The organism is Streptomyces sp. NPDC029014, from assembly GCF_055564695.1.
Genome location: NZ_JBVHVT010000115.1, coordinates 1 through 21,369, shown reverse-complemented (window position 1 = coordinate 21,369; position 21,369 = coordinate 1). Strand labels below are relative to the sequence as shown.

General features: G+C 72.6%; 15 protein-coding genes and 1 pseudogene. 2 read left to right on the top strand and 14 right to left on the bottom strand.

Translation table 11 applies throughout. The annotated features are described in order from the left end of the window. Positions 1-126: 126 nt before the first annotated feature. Positions 127-1,194, bottom strand: a complete 1,068-nt coding sequence (locus tag ACZ4VL_RS37020) for an LCP family protein (RefSeq protein ID WP_468209285.1) — start codon at positions 1,192-1,194, stop codon at positions 127-129. A gap of 126 nt (positions 1,195-1,320) precedes the next feature. On the opposite strand from ACZ4VL_RS37020, the gene ACZ4VL_RS37015 reads away from it, so the two are divergent. Further along, complete coding sequence (locus ACZ4VL_RS37015) at positions 1,321-2,469, top strand: hypothetical protein (protein WP_468209282.1); 1,149 nt, start codon at positions 1,321-1,323, stop codon at positions 2,467-2,469. 82 nt (positions 2,470-2,551) lie between these two features. On the opposite strand, the gene ACZ4VL_RS37010 is transcribed toward ACZ4VL_RS37015, so the two are convergent. From ACZ4VL_RS37010 to ACZ4VL_RS36955, 12 genes are all read right to left on the bottom strand, one after another. Next, the gene (locus tag ACZ4VL_RS37010) at positions 2,552-4,153 is read right to left on the bottom strand and encodes a glycosyltransferase family 2 protein (protein ID WP_468209279.1); all 1,602 of its coding nucleotides are present in this window, start codon (positions 4,151-4,153) and stop codon (positions 2,552-2,554) included. Beyond that, positions 4,150-5,004 carry an Ig-like domain-containing protein gene (locus ACZ4VL_RS37005; RefSeq protein ID WP_468209276.1) on the bottom strand — a complete coding sequence of 285 codons (855 nt, stop codon included), beginning with the start codon at positions 5,002-5,004 and terminating at the stop codon, positions 4,150-4,152. Before ACZ4VL_RS37005 ends, ACZ4VL_RS37010 begins: the two co-directional genes overlap by 4 nt. 11 nt (positions 5,005-5,015) lie before the next feature. After that, complete coding sequence (locus ACZ4VL_RS37000) at positions 5,016-5,822, bottom strand: rhamnogalacturonan acetylesterase (protein WP_468209273.1); 807 nt, start codon at positions 5,820-5,822, stop codon at positions 5,016-5,018. 2 nt (positions 5,823-5,824) lie between these two features. Continuing rightward, positions 5,825-7,330, bottom strand: a complete 1,506-nt coding sequence (locus ACZ4VL_RS36995; RefSeq protein WP_468209270.1) for an SDR family NAD(P)-dependent oxidoreductase — start codon at positions 7,328-7,330, stop codon at positions 5,825-5,827. Positions 7,331-7,472: 142 nt separating this feature from the next. Beyond that, complete coding sequence (locus ACZ4VL_RS36990; protein WP_468209267.1) at positions 7,473-9,473, bottom strand: hypothetical protein; 2,001 nt, start codon at positions 9,471-9,473, stop codon at positions 7,473-7,475. 157 nt (positions 9,474-9,630) lie between these two features. Next, entirely contained in the window at positions 9,631-10,695 is a 1,065-nt protein-coding gene (locus tag ACZ4VL_RS36985; RefSeq protein WP_468209264.1) for a phage baseplate protein, read from the bottom strand. Between the two features lie 143 nt (positions 10,696-10,838). Next, on the bottom strand, positions 10,839-12,977 hold the full coding sequence (locus ACZ4VL_RS36980) for a 3-hydroxyacyl-CoA dehydrogenase NAD-binding domain-containing protein (RefSeq protein ID WP_468209262.1): 2,139 nt from the start codon (positions 12,975-12,977) through the stop codon (positions 10,839-10,841). After that, positions 12,974-14,200 carry a thiolase family protein gene (locus ACZ4VL_RS36975; RefSeq protein WP_468209259.1) on the bottom strand — a complete coding sequence of 409 codons (1,227 nt, stop codon included), beginning with the start codon at positions 14,198-14,200 and terminating at the stop codon, positions 12,974-12,976. Before ACZ4VL_RS36975 ends, ACZ4VL_RS36980 begins: the two co-directional genes overlap by 4 nt. 137 nt (positions 14,201-14,337) lie before the next feature. Then, positions 14,338-15,147 (bottom strand): hypothetical protein, encoded by an 810-nt coding sequence (locus tag ACZ4VL_RS36970; RefSeq protein ID WP_468209256.1) that lies wholly within the window; start codon positions 15,145-15,147, stop codon positions 14,338-14,340. Between the two features lie 166 nt (positions 15,148-15,313). Further along, positions 15,314-16,585 carry an HRDC domain-containing protein gene (locus tag ACZ4VL_RS36965; RefSeq protein WP_468209254.1) on the bottom strand — a complete coding sequence of 424 codons (1,272 nt, stop codon included), beginning with the start codon at positions 16,583-16,585 and terminating at the stop codon, positions 15,314-15,316. A 269-nt stretch (positions 16,586-16,854) separates the two neighbouring features. Then, entirely contained in the window at positions 16,855-17,517 is a 663-nt protein-coding gene (locus ACZ4VL_RS36960) for a response regulator transcription factor (RefSeq protein WP_179175361.1), read from the bottom strand. A gap of 321 nt (positions 17,518-17,838) precedes the next feature. Beyond that, positions 17,839-18,495, bottom strand: coding sequence for a DUF3000 domain-containing protein (locus tag ACZ4VL_RS36955; RefSeq protein ID WP_468209251.1), 657 nt, complete (start codon positions 18,493-18,495; stop codon positions 17,839-17,841). A 91-nt stretch (positions 18,496-18,586) separates the two neighbouring features. Between ACZ4VL_RS36955 and hemE the strand changes: the two genes are divergently transcribed. After that, positions 18,587-19,651: a uroporphyrinogen decarboxylase gene (gene hemE / locus ACZ4VL_RS36950; RefSeq protein WP_468209249.1), complete on the top strand. Its 1,065-nt coding sequence runs from the start codon at positions 18,587-18,589 to the stop codon at positions 19,649-19,651. Positions 19,652-19,922: 271 nt separating this feature from the next. Here hemE and ACZ4VL_RS36945 read toward each other — a convergent pair. Continuing rightward, positions 19,923-21,245, bottom strand: a pseudogene (locus tag ACZ4VL_RS36945) (FAD-dependent oxidoreductase); the annotation flags it as partial. Positions 21,246-21,369 lie beyond the last annotated feature (124 nt).

Sequence of the window (21,369 nt, the reverse complement as noted above, 5' to 3'; positions counted from 1 at the left end):
CCCCCCCCCCCCCCCCCCCACCCCCCCCCCCCCCCCCCCCCCCCCCCCCCCCCCCCCCCCCCCCCCCCCCCCCCCCCCCCCCCCCCCCCCCCCCCGGCGCCCTGGCGGTGCGGTGGGTGCCCGGGCTCAGCCCTTGGCCGTGGCGGGTGACTTCTTCGCCTCCGCCGGGATCTTCTGGTCGGTGCGCAGGGCCTCCCACAGCTGGCCGGCCTGCGGCTGCGCGACGATGACGCGGTTGGGGTCGATCTTGTCGTAGGCCACTGGGAGCATGATGGTCTCCATGGTGTCCGGGTCCACGCCCTTCATGCTCTGCGCGAAGGCGGCGAGCGCGGTGAGGGAGGCGAGTTCGGAGTCGGTGGTGAGCGACTTGGTGCCGGCGTCCGCGAGCTTGTAGAGCCGCGCCGGGTTGCCGAGGGCGTCCTGCTTCTTGATCTCCGAGAGCATCGCCATCATGAACTGCTGCTGGAGGCCTATGCGCCCGAGGTCGCTGCCGTCGCCGTAGCCGTAGCGGGTGCGGACGAACCGGAGGGAGTCGGTGCCGTTCAGCCGGTGCGTGCCGGCGTCCAGCTTCAGGCCGCCCTTCGCGCCGGTCATCGGCTTGTCCAGGGTGACGGTCACCCCGCCGAGCGCGTCGACCAGGCCCTTGAAGCCGGCGAAGTCGACCTCGACGAAGTGGTCCACGCGGATCCCGGACAGCTGCTCGACGGTCTTGACCACGCAGGCCGGCCCGGCCAGCGTGTAGACGGAGTTGAACATGACCCGGTCGGCGGCCGGGACGGTCTTGCCGTCGCCCTTGCACTCGGGCCGGGATATGAGGGTGTCGCGGGGGATGCTCACGGCGGTGGCCCGGGACCGGCCCTCCGGCAGGTGGACCAGCATCGCGGTGTCCGAGCGGGCGCCGCTGACGTCGCCGTGGTCGAGTTCGCCGTTGGCGCCGTCGCGCGAGTCCGAGCCGAGGACCAGGATGTTCTGCGCGCCGGGGACGACCTTCTTCGGGCGGTTGTCGCCGATGGCCTGGTCCAGGTCGACGCTGTCGATGTTGCCGTTGAGGTGGCTGTACGCCCACCAGCCCGCGCCGCCGGCCGCGAGGACGAGCACCGCCACCACGAGCAGCGCGATCCGCAGGACGCGCCGTCCGCCGCGCCGCGGCCTGCGCCGGGTGGAGGGAGGGGTGGCCGAGGGGCGGTCGGTCATGGAGGGAGTGCCCTTCTATTATCGATGGGGTGCATCATAAGACACCCTTTCGAGTGGCTGGTTCTTTCGGGTGAAGAGCCCTGCCCCTCGGGTGTGAACATATCGGGCAGAAGGGTGGAATGCGGCGTGTTCCGCGGCAAAGACGGTAGCCGAGCCGCCTCTTCGGCTCGCGGGGCGCAGGACACCCGTACCGGCGGACCGGGTGCACACCCGTCCACCCCGCCGGCCGGACCCTGGCTCTTCAAGGGCGGCGACGGCCGTCTGACGGCGTACGCCTGCACCCCGGGCGGCCTGCTGCGCTGGACCGAGGCGGCCGCCCCCTTCACCGGCTGGACCGGCCCCGACGCCTTCGAGGTCCCGGGCTGGCTGGGAACCGCCGCCATGGCCCGGACCAGCGAGGGGTACGTCCACTTCGCCGCCCTGCGGGCCGCCGAGGACGGCTCGGGTCTGCCCGAGGTCATCGTCTCCACCCAGTTCCAGCCCGGCCGCGGCATGGTCGACTGGCACAGCCTCGGCACCCCGGCCCTGCGCGGGGGCCCGGAGGGCGACCGGCTGACCGGCCCGCCGCGCATCGCCGTCAACCAGCGCTCCGGCTCCACCCACGTCATCGTCTCCCTGCGCCACTCGGGCATCCTGCGGCGCAGCCGCAACGCCGAGGGGGCGTGGGGCTCCTGGAAGCAGGTGTCCGCGCAGCCCTATCCGGGCGACGTGGTGCCGCTCATGCCGACCGGGGGAGTGCTGGAGGTGCTCGCCGTCGGCCCGTCCGGCCCCGACCGCTGGACCGGCGTCGGCCAGGGCCGCTTCGGCCTCGCCGACCGCATCCCGACGCCCGTCGTCCCCGGCACTCCGGTCGTCCAGGAGACGGGCGCGCGCCGGGCCACGTACTTCTGGCGCTATCCGGGTGACGGCTCGCTGGTCGCCTGGCGGGCCGCCCGCCAGGGCGTCCAGGGCGGCCTGATGGGTCTCGGCGGCGCGGGCGGCAGCGGCGCGCCCGGCGTCGTCCGGGCCGTCCTCGGCGGCTACGACTGCACGGTGCTCGCGCAGATCGGGGCCGAGGGCGACGTCGAGGTCACCGCGTACGTCACCGAGAACGAGGGCTACGGCACCTGGTGGGCGTCCATCGGCGGCCGCGGCGCGTACGCCCCGCAGGTGGACGTGGACGCGGCCGGCCGGGTCGTGGTCGCCGCGTTCGACGAGAGCGGCACGCCCATGTGCGCCCGGCAGGACACGGACGTCCAGGGGCTGGCGTTCGGCCCCTGGGAGTTCCTCGCCTGACCCGGACGGCCCGGGAGCCGGACGGCCGGAGGGTAGGACGGCCGTCCTGGTCGCGGCCGTCCCGCCGGGTGGCGGCGCGGGCTCAGACCCGGCCCGGCAGCGGGGCCCGCTGCACGACCTCCAGGGTCAGTCCGCCGTCCTCCGCGTAGTACGGGGTCGCCGCCAGCTCCATCCCCTGCGCGCCCGGCGCGTCCGAGATCCGCACCGGCATCCGGGCCGTGGTGTCGAGGTCGGCCGCCCGGCGCGTGCCGAGCCGCACCTCCTGGGTCACGCCCTCGAAGCTGACCGACAGGTACAGGTCCCAGGTGCCCGGCGGCAGCGGCCAGCCGCTGGAGGTCTGCGCCAGGTTGACCCGCGCCGAGAACCGGCCCATCGCCCGGGTCTTGCCCTTGGCGTTGACCAGGGTGTCGTCCCGGCGGGCCGTCACCGCGTGGGTCTCCTGGGCGCCGCTGGTCCGCTCCCGCAGCACCACCCGGGTCGCGCGCTCCTTCGTCGACAGCTGCTCGAAGAAGGCGTACCCGTCCAGCAGCAGCATCGGGCCGTCCCAGCGGGCCTTCTGCAACTGCTGGGAGACCGTCATGTCACCGGTGATGTCGAAGAGCTCGTCGGGCAGCCCGACCTGCGGGTCCCGGAAGAACGGCAGGGTGGTGAACACCCGCCCGTTCTCCACCGTCTTGCGGACGACCGGCCGGTCCTTGTCCGCCTCGAAGGCGGCGATCTGCTGCGCCTCCGCGAACCGGCCCTGCGCGAGCAGCGCGAACCGTACGGCGACCATGCGCGGCAGCAGCGCCAGCGCCCCCGGGGCGGCCTGGGCGCGCAGCACCTCGGCCGCGGCCCACAGCGTCTGGTCCCGCTCCGCCGGGTCGGCGGTCGACAGCAGCGCCTGCGCGGTGGCCCGGCCCAGCTCCACCTCCAGGTGCCGGGCCTGGAGCCGGTCCCGGCGCGGCCCCTCCGGCAGCTGCGCGGCGACCAGGGCCAGCATCCGGGAGGCCAGCGCGACCTGGTCGGGCAGGGTCGCCCGGTGGGCGGGCTCGGGACCCTTGACCACGCAGGTCGCGTCGCCGACGACGGAGACGTTGTCCGCGCCCATGAACGCGCCCGCGGTGAACACCTGCTCGTCGCCGATCGGCACGTCGGTGGGGAAGACCAGGCCGCGCCGCTGCAGCAGGCTGGTGCGGAACAGCTTGTCCGGGGTCAGCGACCAGTAGACGCGCGAGCTGTAGGCGTCGGTGTGGGCCTGGTTCTTGCGGAACATCGCCGTCGGGACCGTGTGCCGGCCCGAGCTCTCCAGCTTGCCCAGCACCACGTCGGCCTCGTTGGCGTCGGCCGCGGCCACCATCCGCTGCAGCGCGTCCGGCGCCAGCCGGTCCGTGGCCTCCAGGAAGATGACGTACCGCCCGCGCACCTGGCTCAGCGCCCAGTTGCGGGCCGCGGCCGGGCTCAGCCCGTGCGAGACCTGACCGATGCGGACGAACGAGGGGTACTGGTGCGCCGCCCGGGCCAGGACGGAGCCGCTCTCGTCCGTCGACCCGTCGTCGACGCCGATGATCTCCAGTCGGTCCGTGCCGATGGTCTGGTCGAGGAGCGAGGACAGGCAGGCTTCGAGCGCCCGGGCCTGGTTGCTGGCCCGGACCGCGACGGACACGTCCTTGATGTCGGCGGGGAGCGCGACGGCGGTGTTCATGCTGCGGGGTTCCTCGGGCGGTCGGACGGGAACGGGGACGCGGACGCGGGGTGGTCGGCGCGGTCGGGGCGGGGCCAGGGCATCTCACCGGTCAGCTCCGGCCACTGCCAGGGCCGGAAGGCGACGTCGGTGGTCTGCGCGGGGAAGGCACCCGGGGCGAACTCCAGGGACCCCACGAAGACGTTCACGTGGGAGGTCAGCTGTTCCCCGGACGGGGTGCCCACCGTGTACGCGAACCGGTCGTACCCGGTGAAGCCGGGCGCCGGTTCGTACGTCACCCAGCCGTCGTACGACAGCTGCGCGTCGCCGTGGCGCGGCGCGGTCACCGCCACCGCGGTGCTGCCCGCCGGGCACGCGGACAGCACGTTCACCGAACCGGTGCGGCCCGGCTCGGCGGTGAGGCGCAGGCCGCGGGCGGTCGCCCGGCGGACCGGCAGCGCCTCGGCGTCCAGTTTGGCGGTCCGGATGAGCTTGCGGCCGCTCGCGTCGGGGACGGCCACCAGCATCTGCGGCCGGATCCGCGGTGCCGTGGCCGTGTCGCGGACGCGCAGGTGCAGGATGCCGGTGCCGGTCTCGCCGGAGTCGGCGCGGACCCGGAACCAGCCCTGCCGCGGGAAGTACTCCAGGCCCTGGAGGCCGACGACGTCGGCGGACTCGGTCAGCGGGGCCTGCAGCAGGTAGCCGCAGCCCCGCGGGGCGCCCTGGTCGGGGGCCACGGACAGGCCGAGCTGCACCGTCTCGCCGGGTGCGACGCCGCGGCGCGGGTCGACCGACGAGTACAGGGCGGCGTACACGGCGCCCCCGTCGGGGGTCTCGCCGAGGGCCCGGCCCCGGCACAGGAGGTTGTTCACGTACGCACTCCTCAAGTGCCGGGGAACGTGGAGACGCGGGACGTGGTGCGGTGCCGGAAGGTCTCCTCGTCCAGCCAGCCCATCTCGTCGTAGTCGAAGCGCACCCGGTCCAGGTCCCGGCCCCAGTGGGCCGGGATGACGCCCTGCTCCAGCATGCTGCGGGCGATGAACCGGGCGCACTCGATCGCGCCCTCGGCCCGCGTGTGCACGTTGTCCCCGTCCAGGATGTGCTTCTGCAGGGGCTCGCCGCGCCGCAGGTACACGAAGGCGGGCTTGGACGCCTCCGAGCCGAGTTCCTCCCACCACAGCAGGCTCTGCCCGTACAGGTCGACGACCGGTACGTGCTCGTCCTCGGCCAGCTGTCGGGCCGCGACCGGGTAGTCGCCGAGGAAGCGGGCGACGTTGCCGTGCCGGTCGATCCGCCGCCGCTCGTACGGCAGCAGGATCACCGGGTGGCCCTGCCGCTCCCGGGTGCCGTGCACGTACGCGGCCATCTGCTCCATGAAGGTGGAGAACGGCTCGGTGTGCAGGCCCGGGTCCGGCTTGATGTCGTTCTGGCCGAAGCCGAACAGCAGGTAGTCGCCCGGGGCCATGTCCTCCAGGATCCACTGGAGTCGGCCGCGCTCGCGGAAGCTCTTGGAGCTGGCCCGCGCGCGGGCGCAGTTGACCACCTCCACCGCGTCGGTGAGGAACAGCGGCAGCGCCTGCGTCCAGCCCGCCATCGGCAGGAAGCTGTACGGGCGGCTGACCGCGCTGGAACCGCCGGCCACGTAGATCCGCGGGCGGCGGCCCTGCTGCGGGACGGATGCGTACGACACGCCTAGACCCCCTGGTCCTCCGACGTACGGATGAGGACGGACGCGAGCGCCGCCTCGAAGCCGGAGCGCTGCGCCGGGGACGACGTCGGGTCCTGCTTGCGGACGTCGATCACGTGGCCGGTCATCTCGGAGACCAGCACGTCCAGGGAGGTCAGGGCCACCGACTCGGAGGTCAGCAGCGAGTCCTGGGGCTCCCGGCCGAATGCCTTGGTGCGCATCGGGGTGGCGGTGCGCTCCGGGTTCACGCAGTTCACGCGGATGCCGTCCTCGGCCCACTCGTCGGCGAGGGCCTGGGTCAGGTTGACCATGGCGGCCTTGGTCGAGGAGTACAGGCTGTACTCGGCGCGGCCGCGGGTGTAGCTGCTGGAGGTGAACAGCAGCAGCTGGCCCTCGGTCTCACTGAGGTACTTGTAGGAGGCGCGGGCGATGTTCACCGGGGCCAGGTAGTTGACCTCGAGCGCCTCGCGGACGGTCTCGTTGTCGGTCTCGGCGAGGCGGCCGACGCGCAGCACGCCGGCGGTGTTGACGACGTAGTCGATCCGGCCGGTCTCGGCGTAGGCCCGGGCGAGGGCCTCCTCGACGTGGTCGAGGTTCTCCACGTGCGTACCGGTGGTGGAGCGGCCGAGCGCGAAGACGCGGGCGCCGAAGCCCTCGGCGATCCGGCTGATGTCGGCGCCGATGCCGTACGAGCCGCCGAAGACCACCATCGTCTTGCCGGCCAGCTGCTCGCGGTAGGCGGCCTCGCCGGCCTGGGCGGGTGCGGCGTGGGAGGCGAGCTGGAACAGCTTGTCGGCGATGAAGACGTCGACCGGCTGGGTGACCTTCATGTTGTAGTCGTCGCCGGTGACCACGTGGACGGGGACGTCCGGCAGGTACTTCACGACCACCGAGCAGTCGTCGGTCGCCTGGAAGAACGGGTCGGCGACCGCCCGCTCGTACGCGGCGCGGATCGTGGAGAGCCTGAAGCCCTGCGGGGTCTGGCCGCGGCGCAGCCGGGAGCGGTCGGGGACCTCGGTGATGAACTCGCCGTCGTCGCCGTGGGTCCGCGTCACGATGACGGTGTCGGAGGACGGGATGGCGACGTCGACGGCCTGGTAGCGCTCCAGGGACTCGACGCACTCGCGCACCACGCGCTGGGAGAGCAGCGGGCGCACCGCGTCGTGGAAGAGGAGGTTGCAGTCCTCGCCCTCGCCGAGCCGCTCCGTGGCCGCCCGGATGGCGATCAGGGTGGTCTCGCTGCGGGTGTTGCCGCCGCCGAGGACGTCCGTCACCTTGTGCAGGCGGGCCTTCTCGACGATGCGGCGGGCGTCCTCCAGGTACGCGGGCGTCATGAGGAGGATGACCTCGTCGACGTCCGGCGCGTTCTCGAAGATGTGGAGGGTGTGCTCCAGGATCGACTTTCCGGCGATCTTGAGCAGCTGCTTGGGGATCTCGAGCCCGATGCGCTGGCCGGTGCCCCCTGCGAGTACGACGGCGATGGTGCGGTGGGGGACAGGTCTGGAGGACACGGTCTCCTACTTCCTGAGCTGTGGTGCGGCGTGGCGGTGCGGACGCGGTGGGGGCGCGTGGGTGGGGGTGGTGCGGGGGTGCTGCTGAGGGGGTGGTGCGGGGGGTGGTGCTACGGGGGTTGGTGCTGCGGGGCGGAGCCGGCTAGACCGGGTACGGTGCCTCCTCCGGCTCCGGGTACTCGATGGGGAAGTCCTGCAGTCCCCGCCGGTAGAGGTCGTTGGTGGCCGCGTTGAAGCGGACGATCGACGGCGGGTACTCCGGGCCGAGCAGGTAGTCCTTGAGCTGCTCGCGGTAGGGCGCCATGACGTCCTGGCTCGGGTTCAGCGTGGCGTCGAGGGCCTCGGCCAGGCCGTTGCAGTCGCCGTCGAGCAGGTACGAGGCGTAGGCGGTGCGCTGCTCGTTGCGGAACTCCTGGTCGGGCAGGCCCTCCAGGTTGAAGATCGCGTACGGCTTGCGGGTCGCCACGAAGTCGGAGACCACGCTCGACATGTCGCCGATCAGCAGGTCGGACTGGTTGAAGCAGTCGTACAGGGCCGGGATCCGCTCGGTCACCACGTGGTGCGCGGCGTCGGGGACGGCGCTCCAGTACAGGGAGCCGGCCTGGTTGCGGTAGCGCCGGATGCGCGCGGTCCGCTCCTCCTCGGTGAGGTCGGGGTACTTGGAGCGGACACCGCGCTCGGAGAGGTCCGCGATGCGCTGGTCGATGCGGGCGAGCTTCTTGGCCGCGGTCTTGGAGTCGGTGAGGTTGCGGCCGAAGCGCCGGGCGTTGTCCTCCTCCAGCAGGGCGATGACGCGGCGGTGCGCGGCGGCGGCCTCGGAGGACCGGGAGCCGGTGAGCGGGTGCGGCTTGTAGATGATCCGGATCTCGCGCTCGTCGTCGAGCAGGGCCTCGATCAGCTTCTCACCGGCCGGGATGACCGAGGTGTAGCAGGCGTCGTCGGTCCAGCCCTCCCAGGTGGGGGCGTAGACGACGGTCGGGATCTTCCCCGCGACCTTGCCGGTCCAGGGGCGCAGCGGCGCCAGCTGGGGGCGGCCGACCTCGACGATCTGGTGCGGGGTGACGGCGTGCTTGATGCGCTCGTAGCGGTCGCGGCCGGCCCGGCCGGCCACCCATATCTCGTCGAAGACCTTGCTGACGCGGTTGCTGCTGGCGAGCTTGTCGCTGTCGCCGTGGCCGATGAAGACGTGCTTGACCTCGGCGCGCTGGAGCATGTGCACGTTCTTGCCCGCGTTGCCCGGGTAGAGGGCGACACGCAGCTCGTTCATCTCGATACGGGCGAGATTGTCCGCTTTGGGAACGCAGATGACGGGCACGGGGGTCGCGTCGAGGTGGCGCAGGGTGGCCCGCTCGCGCAGCACGATGATGGGCCGCAGGTCGAGCGCCTCCAGGGCCTCCAGCCACATGTTCACCTGGTACATGAAGTCTTTGGAGATGGCGGCGAAGGTGAAGTACAGCGCGACCTGGGGGCGGTATTCGGCCAGCTGGTGGTTGAGCTCGTCGATGGCCTCGTCGGTGGTGGGCAGCTTGAGCGCGTTGCGCGCGTCGGGCACCAGCACCAGCAGGGAGAAGTAGGCGAGGAAGACCGTGCTGATCATGCCGTACGTGACCCAGCGCCAGTCGTCCGTCGCGATGGTGGCCAGGGATCCGGCGACCAGCGGGATGTCCAGGTGGAGGGTCTTGCGGACGTGCTTGTTCATCAGGAACGGGTGGGGCATGCGGCGGATGCCGAGGGCCTCCAGGTCCAGCCCGCGCGTGGTGAACGGCAGCTCGTTGCGCGACTTGCGGACGTGCTTGAGCAGGGCGCCGTACGCGAGCTGGAGGATGAACAGCAGCAGCAGACCGATGGTGGTCATCTGCGCCACGAACGACTCGATGTCGGCCACGGCCCCGCACAGGCCCAGCAGCAGGAACTGCCGGATCAGGAAGCGCATGGTCAGACCGAAGCGCGAGTCGCGCAGCTTCTCCAGGGTCGGCGACTCGGTGTTGTGGAGCATCAGGTCGGCGACGTAGCTGAGGGCCGCGCAGCCGGCGAAGAGGGGGAGGGAGACGAACGCCACCGCGACCAGCATCCCGAGGAAGCTGAGGATGAGCCCAGAGGTGATCGCAACGCCGAGTGCGGCGCGCAGCCGCTTGGAGCGCATGGAGCGGTGCCTCCCCCGTGGAGGTATAAGAGTCGCGTGAAGTGTCGCAGTAGTATAAGCAGCCTCATGGACGGCTCTAGAACGCGCCGTGAACCGCAGGCCAATGTTTTCGGGCCCCGTCACGGAAATGTGTGACAACCGTCCCTTCGGCGGGCAGTCAGCCCGTGAAGCGGTACACCGTCAACTCGCGCCGGTCCTTCGCCTTCACGGAAAATCCGACGCACAAACCCGCCTGTGAACCCACGCGGCGCACCGCCATTCCCTCGGGCTCGCGGTAGGGCAGGTCAGGGGCCACGGTCACCTTGCGGCGGCCCTGCGCCTGGCCCGTGCGCACGTCGATCGCGGACACAAAGGTATTGCCGCCGGACTTCCGCGGATTGCGCCCGTTCTTCCCGGTATAGGGATTCCCGGTCAGCACGTACACGAAGTCCCCGTACAGTGCACAGCCCTGGAACCACTCTTCTTCCTTGACCTGCACACCCGCCTTGATCGTTTGTGTCGGGGTGAAGCGTCCGGCCAGGAAATCCGCCATCCCGTACACCGAGAACCGGTGTACGCCCTCCTCCTCGTGGCTCACCAGCACCCGCTGGCCGGCCAGGTCGAGCGCGGGGCAGACGGCCGTCGCGCCGGGAACCGGCTCGAAATGCCGTACGGAGTCGTCGGAGCCGTCCAGCACCGCACCGTCCTTGAACGGCACGCGGACCACCGTCCGGCCGTAGCCGTGCTCCGGATCGGCCCGGCCCTCCAGCCACATGTACGTACGCTGCCCGGTCGGCTCGACGCCGAAGGAGATTCCGTGGCCGAAGCCGCGCAGGTACATGTGCCCGAGGGTGTTTCCCGCACTGTCCAGCCGGGTCAGACACATGTCGCCGGCCGACTTGCGGTCGTCGTACGCCACGGCCCCCTGCTCGTCGTCGAGCCGGATCCCGTCCTGCACCAGCTGGAGCGTGTAGACCTGCCCGTTCGTGTCGTCGAACGCGAACGACTGCGGGCCCGTCGTGTTGAACAGCGGCGCCGGGGCCAGCAGCTCCGTACCGGTCCGCAGGTCGAAATCGCCCACCCGCGGTGGAGCGGCGGCGTCCTCCCGGTCCCCGTCCCCGCCCTCGTCATCGGTACGGGGCCGCTGCGCCCAGGTCAGGCCGCCCGTGGCGAGCCCGGCCGCGGCCGCGCCGCCACCGAACAACAGGGTCCGGCGGCTGATGGGTCTCGTGCCGTCCGCCATGGACCGTATTCTGCCAGCCCGGACGGCCGGCCCCGGCCCGGGCCCCCGCAGCCGCCGGGCCCCGCAACCGCCGGACGCCCGCCCCCCGGGTGGGGGACGGGCGTCCGCAGTGCTCAGCCGCCGTCAGGCAGGCGCCGCCGGCCTCAGGCCGGGACGCTCGCCAGGCCCGGGGCGAGGAACTTCTTGCCGTTCACGCGCTCCGAGATGCCCTCGCGGTCCAGGTACGGCGTGATGCCGCCCAGGTGGAAGGGCCAGCCGGCGCCCGTGATGAGGCAGAGGTCGATGTCCTGGGCCTCGGCCACGACACCCTCCTCCAGCATCAGGCCGATCTCCTGCGCCACCGCGTCCAGGACGCGGTCGCGGACCTGCTCCTCGGTGAGGACCGAGTCGCCCTGCACCAGGAGCGCGGCGACCTCGGGGTCGAGCTCCGGCTTGAAGCCGTTCTCCGCGGTGTAGACGTAGAAGCCGCGCTTGCCCGCCTCGACCACGCGCTTGAGGTTCGGGGAGACCGTGAAGCGCTCCGGGAAGGCACGGTTCAGGGTCTCGGAGACGTGCAGGCCGATCGCCGGGCCGACCAGCTCCAGCAGCACCAGCGGGGACATCGGCAGGCCGAGCGGCTCGATGGCCTTCTCCGCCGTGACGACCGGGGTGCCCTCGTCGATGACGTTCTGGATCTCGCCCATGAAGCGGGTCAGGATGCGGTTCACGACGAACGCCGGGGCGTCCTTGGTGAGGACCGCGGTCTTCTTCAGCTTCCTGGCGACGCCGAAGGCGGTGGCCAGCGAGGCGTCGTCGGTCTTCTCACCGCGGACGATCTCCAGCAGCGGGAGGATCGCGACCGGGTTGAAGAAGTGGAAGCCGACCACGCGCTCCGGGTGCTGCAGCTTGGAGGCCATCTCCGACACCGACAGCGAGGAGGTGTTGGTGGCGAGGATCGCGTGCGCCGGGGCGACCGCCTCGACCTCCGCGAACACCTTCTGCTTGACGGACATCTCCTCGAACACGGCCTCGATGATGAAGTCCGCGTCCGCGAAGCCCTCGGCCTTGTCCAGGACACCGGTCACCAGCGCCTTGAGGCGGTTGGCCTTGTCCTGGTTGATGCGGCCCTTGCCCAGCAGCTTCTCGATCTCGGCGTGGACGTAGCCCACACCCTTGTCGACGCGCTCCTGGTCGATGTCGGTGAGGACCACCGGCACCTCCAGGCGGCGCAGGAACAGCAGCGCCAGCTGCGAGGCCATCAGACCCGCGCCCACGACGCCGACCTTGGAGACCGGGCGGGCCAGGGACTTGTCCGGGGCGCCGGCCGGGCGCTTGGCGCGCTTCTGCACCAGGTTGAAGGCGTAGATGCCGGAGCGCAGCTCGCCGCCCATGATGAGGTCGGCCAGGGCCTGGTCCTCGGCGTCGAAGCCCTTCTGCAGGTCGCCGTCCTTGGACGCCTCGATAATGTCGAGCGCCCGGTACGCGGCCGGGGCCGCGCCGTGCACCTTGGAGTCGGCGAAGGCCCGGCCCTTGGCGACGGCCTGGTCCCAGGCCTCGCCGCGGTCCACCTCGGGGCGCTCGACCGAGACGTCGCCCTTGAGGACCTCGGCGGTCCACAACAGGGACTGCTCCAGGAAGTCGGCGCCCTCGAACAGGGCGTCGGCGATGCCCAGCTCGAAGACCTGCTTGCCCCGCAGCTGCTTGTTCTGGTTCAGCGAGTTCTCGATGATCACCGAGACCGCCTTCTCCGCGCCGATCAGGTTCGGCAGGATCGTGCAGCCGCCCCAGCCCGGGACCAGGCCCAGGAAAACCTCGGGGAGGGAGAACGCCGGCAGCGCCTTGGAGACGGTGCGGTAGGTGCAGTGCAGACCGGCCTCGACGCCGCCGCCCATCGCCGCACCGTTGTAGTACGCGAAGGTCGGAACGGCCAGGCCCGCCAGACGCTTGAAGACGTCGTGGCCGCCCTTGCCGATGGCCAGCGCCTCGTCGTGCGCCTTCAGCAGCTCGACGCCCTTGAGGTCGGCGCCGACGGCGAAGATGAACGGCTTGCCGGTCAGGCCGACGCCGGTGATCGCGCCCTCGGCGGCCTCCTTCTCGACCTGGTCGATGGCGGCGTTCAGGTTCGCCAGCGACTGCGGGCCGAAGGTGGTCGGCTTGGTGTGGTCGAAGCCGTTGTCCAGCGTGATGAGCGCGAAGCGCCCGGCGCCGTACGGCAGGTCGAGGTGGCGGACGTGCGCCTGGGTGACGACCTCGCCCGGGAACAGCTCGGCCGCGCCCTTCAGGAGCTCAGCGGTGGTGCTCACTTGGAGTCTCCCTCGGTGTCGAAGTGCGGGTTCTCCCAGATGACCGTGGCGCCCATGCCGAAGCCGACGCACATGGTGGTCAGGCCGTAGCGGACGTGCGGCTGCTCCTCGAACTGGCGGGCCAACTGCGTCATCAGGCGGACACCGGAGGACGCCAGCGGGTGGCCGAACGCGATGGCGCCGCCGTACTGGTTGACGCGGGCGTCGTCGTCGGCGATGCCGTAGTGCTCCAGGAAGGCGAGGACCTGGACCGCGAAGGCCTCGTTGACCTCGAAGAGGCCGATGTCCTCGATGGACAGACCGGCCTGGGCCAGGGCCTTCTCGGTGGCCGGGATCGGGCCGTAACCCATGACCTCCGGCTCCACGCCCGCGAAGGCGTAGGAGACGAGGCGCATCTTGACCGGGAGGTTGTTCTCGCGGGCGAAGTCCTCGGACGCGATGAGCGCGGCGGTGGCGCCGTCGTTGAGGCCGGCGGCGTTGCCCGCGGTGACCCGGCCGTGCGTACGGAACGGGGTCTTCAGGTTCGCCAGGTTCTCCAGCGTGGTGCCCGGGCGCATCGGCTCGTCGGAGGTGACCAGGCCCCAGCCCGTCTCGCCGACCGCCTCGTTGGTGTTGCGGACCGAGATCGGGACCAGGTCCTGCTGGATCTTGCCGTCGGCGTACGCCTTGGCGGCCTTCTCCTGCGAGCGCACGGCGTACTGGTCGGCGCGGAGCTTGGTGATCGTCGGGTACCGGTCGTGCAGGTTCTCGGCGGTCATGCCCATGAACAGGGCGGACTCGTCGACCAGCTTCTCGGAGACGAAGCGCGGGTTCGGGTCGACGCCCTCGCCCATCGGGTGGCGGCCCATGTGCTCGACACCGCCGGCGATGGCGACGTCGTACGCACCGAAGGCGACCGAGCCGGCGACCGAGGTGACGGCGGTCAGGGCACCGGCGCACATGCGGTCGATGGAGTAGCCCGGGACGGACTGCGGGAGGCCCGCGAGGATGCCGGCCGTGCGGCCGAGGGTGAGGCCCTGGTCGCCGATCTGCGTGGTGGCGGCGATGGCCACCTCGTCGATCTTCTTGGCGTCCAGGTCCGGGTTGCGGCGCAGCAGCTCCCGGATCGCCTTCACGACGAGGTCGTCGGCGCGGGTCTCGTGGTAGATGCCCTTCGGGCCCGCCTTGCCGAACGGGGTGCGGACGCCGTCGACGAAGACGACGTCCCTGACGGTACGAGGCACGTTGGCTCTCCTCCAGGTGCGGGTGTGCACTGCTGCGCGGGGGCATGCTCGGTACACGACCTGAGCGCCCGCTCACCCGGCCCATGCTACTTGTGGGTAACCAATGTGCACACCCCCTCCCCGAACAGCGGCGAAGGTCACACCGCGGCGCGGGCCGCGACCCGGGCGGGGACCGCCGGAGCCGGGCCGTCCGACATCGTCGCGGCCATCGGCGCCGACGAGCCCACCACGTCCGCCAGGAAGGCGCGCCGCGAGACCCCGACCTCCCGCAGGGCGGCCCCGTGATCGGCCGCCACCAGCAGCGCCGCGGCCGCCACCATGGCCCGCCAGCCCGTGGTCGCGGCCCTGCGGGCGGGCCGGGAGAGCCCGGCGAGGCCCTCGTGCAGGCGGCGGCAGTGGAACGGCACGTGCCGTTCCTCGTCGGCCAGGATCCGGGCCGCCACCTCGGAGGTCAGCGGGTCGGCGGAGCCGTCGCGCAGGGCCCGGTAGTACCGCAGGGCGACGACCTCCGCGACCATCAGCACCATCAGCTCGACCCGCAGCCCCAGCAGGCGCCGCACCCGGACGAACGCCGCGTCGCTCCAGTGCCCGTCGAGGGTCCCGGTCCCCGCCGCCGACAGCAGCAGGGCCAGCAGTCGGGCGTGGTTCTGCTCCTCGGCGATGAACAGCCGCGCCGCGGCCGCGTAGGCCGGGTCCCCCGCTCGGTCCGCCTTCGAGACCAGGGCCGCGCCGTCACCGTCCTCGCCCACCTGGAACGTCTGGATGCTGCGGACCAGCGCCGGGGACAGCCGCGCGCCGCGCGCCCAGTCCGGGTCGCCGAGGGCGGCCCGGCGCTCCCGCTCGGCTTCGAAATGGCGGACCCATGCGTCGTAGGCGCCCGTCGCGCCCGTCGCGCCCGTCGCGCCGGTCGTGTGCTCGTCCTGCCTCGCGTCCTCGTTTTTGATCATGTTCAAGAACCTAGCGAGTCTTGAGCGTGTTCAAAAGAGTCGGAACGTCCTGACTGTGTAACGGAACGTCATGGCCGGGCGGTCGGGGAGAGCGGGCGTGACCGGCCGCGCACGCGAAGGAGCCCCCGACCGGGGTGGTCGGGGGCTCCTTCGGGGGTGGTGCGCGTCAGGCGGTGGCGGCCAGGGCGGTGACCAGGGCCGGGGTCACCTGTTCGATCTGCCAGGGGCGGGCGCCGTAGCCGGCCAGGGCCTCGGACACCGCGTCCTGGTCGAGCCGCCTGGGCGGCTCCCAGCACAGCCGCCGGACGGTGTCCGGGGTGATCAGGTTCTCCTGGGGCAGGACGAGCCGCTCGGCGAGTGCGGACACCGCCGATCGGGCGGCCGACAGGCGGGCGGCGGCGGCCGGGTCCTTGTCGGCCCACGCGCGCGGCGGCGGTGGGCCCGCGGGGCTGGCCCCCGGCTGCGGCAGCGCGCTCTCCGGCAGGGCCTTGGCCCGGTCGACGGCGGCCATCCACTGCTCCAGCTGGCGCCGGCCCATGCGCTGCCCGTACCCGGTGAGGGCCGCCAGCGCGTGCACGTTCCCCGGCAGGGAGAGCGCGGCCTCGACGATCGCGGCGTCGCTCAGCACCTTGCCCGGCGAGACGTCCCGCCGCTGTGCGATCCGGTCGCGGGACTCCCACAGCTCGCGCACGACGGCCATCTGCCGGCGCCGGCGCACCTTGTGCATGCCGGACGTGCGGCGCCAGGGGTCCTTGCGCGGCGGGGCGGGCGGGGCGGCGGCGATGGCGTCGAACTCCTGCCGGGCCCACTCCAGCTTGCCCTGCCGGTCCAGCTCCTTCTCCAGCGCGTCGCGCAGGTCCACCAGCAGCTCGACGTCGAGCGCGGCGTAGCGCAGCCAGGGCTCGGGGAGCGGGCGGGTCGACCAGTCGACGGCGGAGTGCCCCTTCTCCAGCGCGTAGCCGAGCACGCTCTCGACCATCGCGCCCAACCCCACCCGGGGGAAGCCGGCGAGCCGGCCGGCGAGCTCGGTGTCGAACAGGGAGGTCGGGACCATGCCTATTTCGCGCAGGCACGGCAGGTCCTGGGTGGCGGCGTGCAGGATCCACTCGGTACCGGACAGGGCCTCGCCCAGTGCGGACAGATCGGGGCAGCCGACGGGGTCGATCAGCGCGGATCCCGCGCCCTCGCGGCGCAGCTGGACCAGGTAGGCGCGCTGGCCGTAGCGGTATCCGGAGGCGCGCTCGGCGTCGACCGCCACGGGGCCGGTGCCCGCGGCGAAGGCCGCGACCACCCGGGCGAGGGCGTCCTCGGCGGCGACCACCGGGGGGATCCCCTCGCGGGGTTCGAGCAAGGGAATCGGCGCCTTGTCGACGTCGTCCGGGGGGCCGCCCCCGGTGGTGGTGCGCAGGTCTGCTGCGGTCTCTTGGGCGTCGGTCACCGCTCAAGGGTATCCGTGGATGAGACGCGCCCGTCGCCGGAACGTTCCGTCGACGGGCGCGGTGGGGGAGCGCGGCGGTTTCCCCCGGGTTCTCCCGGAGGAAACCCCGGTGCCGGCGATTCGTGGGGAAGCGGTCGCCGGAGGAAGGCCGGCGGGGGCCGAGGGGGAGGGCGGGAGCGGATGAACGGCAGGGGAGGGGGAGGGGAGAGGCAGGGTGGGAAGGGGAAAGGCAGGGGCGGGAGGGACGGTCGGGGCAGGGGGCGGGAGGGTCAGTGGATGATGCCGGTCCGCAGGGCGACGGCGACCATTCCGGCCCGGTCGCCGGTGCCCAGCTTGCGTGCGATCCGGGCGAGGTGGGACTTGACGGTCAGGGCGGACAGGCCCATCGAGACGCCGATGGCCTTGTTGGACTGGCCCTCGGCGACGAGGCGCAGGACCTCGACCTCGCGGCCGGAGAGCTCGCGGTAGCCGCCCGGGTGGCTCGGGGCACCCGGGGGGCGGCGGTGCATGCGGGCGGCGGCGGCACCGATGGGGGCGGCGCCGGGGCGGGTGGGGAGCCCGATGTTGGTGCGGGTGCCGGTGACGACGTAGCCCTTGACCCCGCCCGCGAGGGCGTTGCGGACGGCGCCGATGTCGTCGGCGGCGGACAGGGCCAGGCCGTTCGGCCAGCCTGCCGCACGGGTCTCGGACAGCAGGGTCAGCCCTGAGCCGTCCGGCAGGTGCACGTCGGCGACGCAGATGTCGCGCGGGCTGCCGATGCGCGGGCGGGCCTCCGCGATGGACGACGCCTCGATGACATCACGTACTCCGAGGGCCCACAGGTGGCGGGTCACGGTGGAGCGGACGCGCGGGTCGGCCACGACGACCATGGCCGTCGGCTTGTTCGGGCGGTAGGCGACCAGGCTTGCGGGCTGCTCGAGAAGAACGGACACCTAGGCCTCCTGGGGGAGTGGCGGGACGGCCGGCTCGGGGAAGAAGCCGGTGCGAACCGTGCGGATGGTCACTGACTCCTCCTTCGGCACGTCACCCGCCCGGCTTTAGGGAATGATCACGATTTGGTGAGTAACAATTCGGGCAATTCGGACGCACGATCGATCATCGGGTGATCAGAAGCCCACACGCTGCGCCGTGTTCCGGCCCTCCCCGGCAGCATTTCGATCAGCCGTTCCACGGACGGCGCCCGGCCGGCCGCCGGACGGACCCCGTACCGCACCCCCCGGGGTGACCCGGGCCGCCGACGGGACGGCCCACCGCTACGGGTGGTGCGGGCCGCGCCGCTGCGGCAGCGAGACCACCCCGGGCCCCGACTCCCCCGGGCCGAGCGGCGGCAGCCCCGCCACCTGGCACAGCAGCTCGCACCACGCCGCCAGGTGGCCGGACGTGTCCGGCACCCCGCCCACGCCCTCGCGCGGCGTCCACGAGGCCCGGATCTCGATCTGCGTGGCCGGCCGCCGCCCCGCCAGCCCGCCGAAGTAGTGCGAGCCGGCCATCGTCACGGTGCCGCTCGCCTCCCCGTACGACAGGCCGCGCGCCTCCAGCGCCCCGGTCAGCCAGGACCAGCACACCTCCGGCAGCAGCGGGTCCGCGGCCATCTCCGGCTCCAGCTCCGCCCGGACCAGCGTCACGAGGCGGAAGGTCCCGCGCCAGGCCTCGTGCCCGGCCGGGTCGTGCAGCAGGATCAGCCGGCCGTCGGCCAGGTCGTCCTCGCCCTCGACGACGGCGGCCTCCAGGGCGTGGGCGTACGGGGCCAGCCTCTGCGGCGGTCTCGCGGGGTCGATCTCGATCCCCGGCCGCAGCCGCGCCTTCGTCAGTCCCTCGACCGCCCGCCGGAACGGGAGCGGGACGGAGCTCTCCTTCCCGCTGTCCATACCATCGGCGCCATCTGAAAATCGTCCCTGAGCCGCAGCCATGCCCGGAAGACTAGGCGGAACGAGGGCCCGCGCGGTGCAGGGACACCCGCGCCGGGTGGGCCTCTTCGCCGTACGTGCGAAGATTTGCGGCGTGAGCGCCAACGACCGCCCGACGGGCCAGCCGAGTCAGACGTACGATTCCGCCTTCCTGAAGGCGTGCCGCCGTGAGCCGGTACCCCACACCCCGGTGTGGTTCATGCGTCAGGCCGGCCGCTCCCTGCCGGAGTACCGCAAGGTGCGCGAGGGCACCGCGATGCTCGAGTCGTGCATGCGCCCCGACCTGGTCACCGAGATCACCCTGCAGCCGGTGCGCCGCCACAACGTCGACGCGGCGATCTTCTTCTCCGACATCGTCGTGCCCCTCAAGGCCATCGGCATCGACCTGGACATCAAGCCGGGCATCGGCCCGGTCGTCGCCCAGCCGATCCGACGCCGCGAGGACCTCGCACAGCTGCGCGACCTCACCCCGGACGACGTCTCGTACGTCACCGAGGCGATCGGCATGCTCACGGGTGAACTGGGCTCCACGCCGTTGATCGGTTTCGCCGGTGCGCCTTTCACCCTCGCGAGCTACCTCGTCGAGGGCGGCCCGTCCCGCAACCACGAGCACACCAAGGCCCTCATGTACGGGGACCCGCAGCTGTGGGCGGACCTCCTCGACCGCCTGGCCGAGATCACCTCCGCCTTCCTGAAGGTCCAGATCGAGGCCGGCGCCTCGGCGGTCCAGCTCTTCGACTCCTGGGTCGGCGCCCTCGCCCCGGCGGACTACCGCCGTTCGGTGATGCCGGCCTCGGCGAAGGTCTTCGACTCCGTCGCCTCCTACGGGATCCCGCGGATCCACTTCGGCGTGGGCACCGGCGAGCTGCTCGGCCTGATGGGCGAGGCCGGCGCGGACGTCGTCGGCGTCGACTGGCGCATCCCGCTGGACGAGGCGGCCCGCCGCGTCGGGCCCGGCAAGGCGCTGCAGGGCAACCTCGACCCCGCCGTGCTGTTCTCCACCACCGAGGCCGTCGAGGCCAAGACGGACGAGGTCCTGGCGGCCGCCGCCGGGCTGGAGGGCCACGTCTTCAACCTGGGTCACGGGGTCCTGCCGACCACCGACCCGGAGGCCCTGACCCGCCTGGTGGACTACGTCCACACGAAGACCCAGCGCTAGCCGGCGCCGCGGGGCGCGGGCCTCGGGCTGGCTGCCGGCGCTGCGCGGAGCCGATCCCCAGTCCCGCTCCGCCCCGGGCCCCCTTCCGGGCGCTTCGCGCCCGGTGCGCTCAAACGCCGCGCGGGCTGGATTGTGCCGGCTGCGCGGCAATTCCAGCCTCGCCGGCGTTTGAGGCGCGGGGGTCTGGGGGGCGGAGCCCACAGTTTCGGAAAGGGGCGGGGTGGGGAACGGCTCCGCGCAGCGGCAGCCGCAGCGGGACCGGGGCCGGGGCCTACACCCCCGCGGCGCGCACGGCGGAGACGGCCTTGCGCGCGGCCACCAGGACGGGGTCCCAGACCGGGGAGAACGGCGGGGCGTAGCCCAGGTCCAGGGCGACGACCTGCTCCACCGTCATGCCCGCGGTGAGGGCGACCGCCGCGACGTCCACCCGCTTCGCGGATCCCGCACCGCCCACGATCTGCACCCCCAGCAGCCGGCCCGTCCGCCGCTCGGCCAGCATCTTGACCGTCATGTCGGCGGCCGTCGGGTAGTAGCCCGCGGTGGTCGTGGAGCTGATGGTCGCCGTCACGAAGCGCAGGCCGACTTCGAGCGCGTCCCGCTCCCGCAGCCCCGTACGGGCGATCTCCAGGTCGCAGACCTTGCTCACCGCCGTGCCGACCACCCCCGGGAACGTGGCGTAGCCGCCGCCGATACCGGAGCCGATCACCTGGCCGTGCTTGTTGGCGTGGGTGCCCAGCGGGATGTGCCGGTGGCGGCCGGCCACCAGGTCCAGCACCTCCACGCAGTCGCCGCCGGCCCAGACGTTGCCGTGGCCGCGGACCCGCATCGACAGGTCCGTCAGCAGGCCGCCCGAGGTACCGAGCGGCAGTCCGGCCGCCCGGGCGAGGGCGGTGCGCGGTTCGACGCCGATGCCGAGGACCACCACGTCCGCCGGGTACTCGTCGCCGGCCGCGGTGGCCACCGCGCGGGCGCGGCCCTCCTCGTCGGTGAGGACCTTCACGACCTCGGCGCCGGCGACCGTGCTGATGCCCATGCGGTTCATGGCGCTGTGCACGAGGCCGCCCATGTCCGGGTCGAGGGTGGCCATGGGCTGGGCGCCGCGGTGCAGGACGGTGACCTCGTAACCCCGGTTGACCAGGGCTTCCGCCATCTCGACGCCGATGTAGCCCGCCCCGACGACCACGGCCCGGCGGCCCGGCGTGCGCTCCAGGGTGTCCATCAGGCGCTGGCCGTCGTCGAGGGTCTGCACGCCGTGCACGCCGTGCGCCCCGATCCCGGGCAGCCGGGGCCGGACCGGCCGGGCACCGGTGGCCAGGACCAGCTTGTCGTAGCCCGTCCAGGACTCCTCCCCGGATTCGAGGTCGCGGGCCCGTACCCGGCTCCCGGCCAGGTCGAGTTCGACGACCTCGGTCCGGGTGCGCAGGTCGATGTGGCGGGCCCGGTGCTCCTCGGGGGTCCGGGCGATCAGGTCGTCTCGCTCGGCGACCTGGCCGCCGATCCAGTACGGGATCCCGCACGCGGAGTACGAGGTGAAGTGCCCCCGCTCGAAGGCGATGATCTCCAGCTCCGCCGGGCCCTTCAGCCGCCGGGCCTGGGGGGGGGGGGGGGGGGGGGGGGGGGGGGGGGGGGGGGGGGGGGGGGGGGGGGGGGGGGGGGGGGGGGGGGGGGGGGGCTGACAAGCCCGCGTGCGTAGCGCACATATAACAGAAGGATCCGCG

Coding starts and splice junctions, on each gene's coding strand:
- ACZ4VL_RS37020 (WP_468209285.1), bottom strand. CDS start 1,194: ATGACCGACCGCCCCTCGGCCACCCCTCCCTCCACCCGGCGCAGGCCG.
- ACZ4VL_RS37010 (WP_468209279.1), bottom strand. CDS start 4,153: ATGAACACCGCCGTCGCGCTCCCCGCCGACATCAAGGACGTGTCCGTC.
- ACZ4VL_RS36990 (WP_468209267.1), bottom strand. CDS start 9,473: ATGCGCTCCAAGCGGCTGCGCGCCGCACTCGGCGTTGCGATCACCTCT.
- ACZ4VL_RS36985 (WP_468209264.1), bottom strand. CDS start 10,695: ATGGCGGACGGCACGAGACCCATCAGCCGCCGGACCCTGTTGTTCGGT.
- ACZ4VL_RS36970 (WP_468209256.1), bottom strand. CDS start 15,147: ATGATCAAAAACGAGGACGCGAGGCAGGACGAGCACACGACCGGCGCG.
- ACZ4VL_RS36955 (WP_468209251.1), bottom strand. CDS start 18,495: ATGGCTGCGGCTCAGGGACGATTTTCAGATGGCGCCGATGGTATGGAC.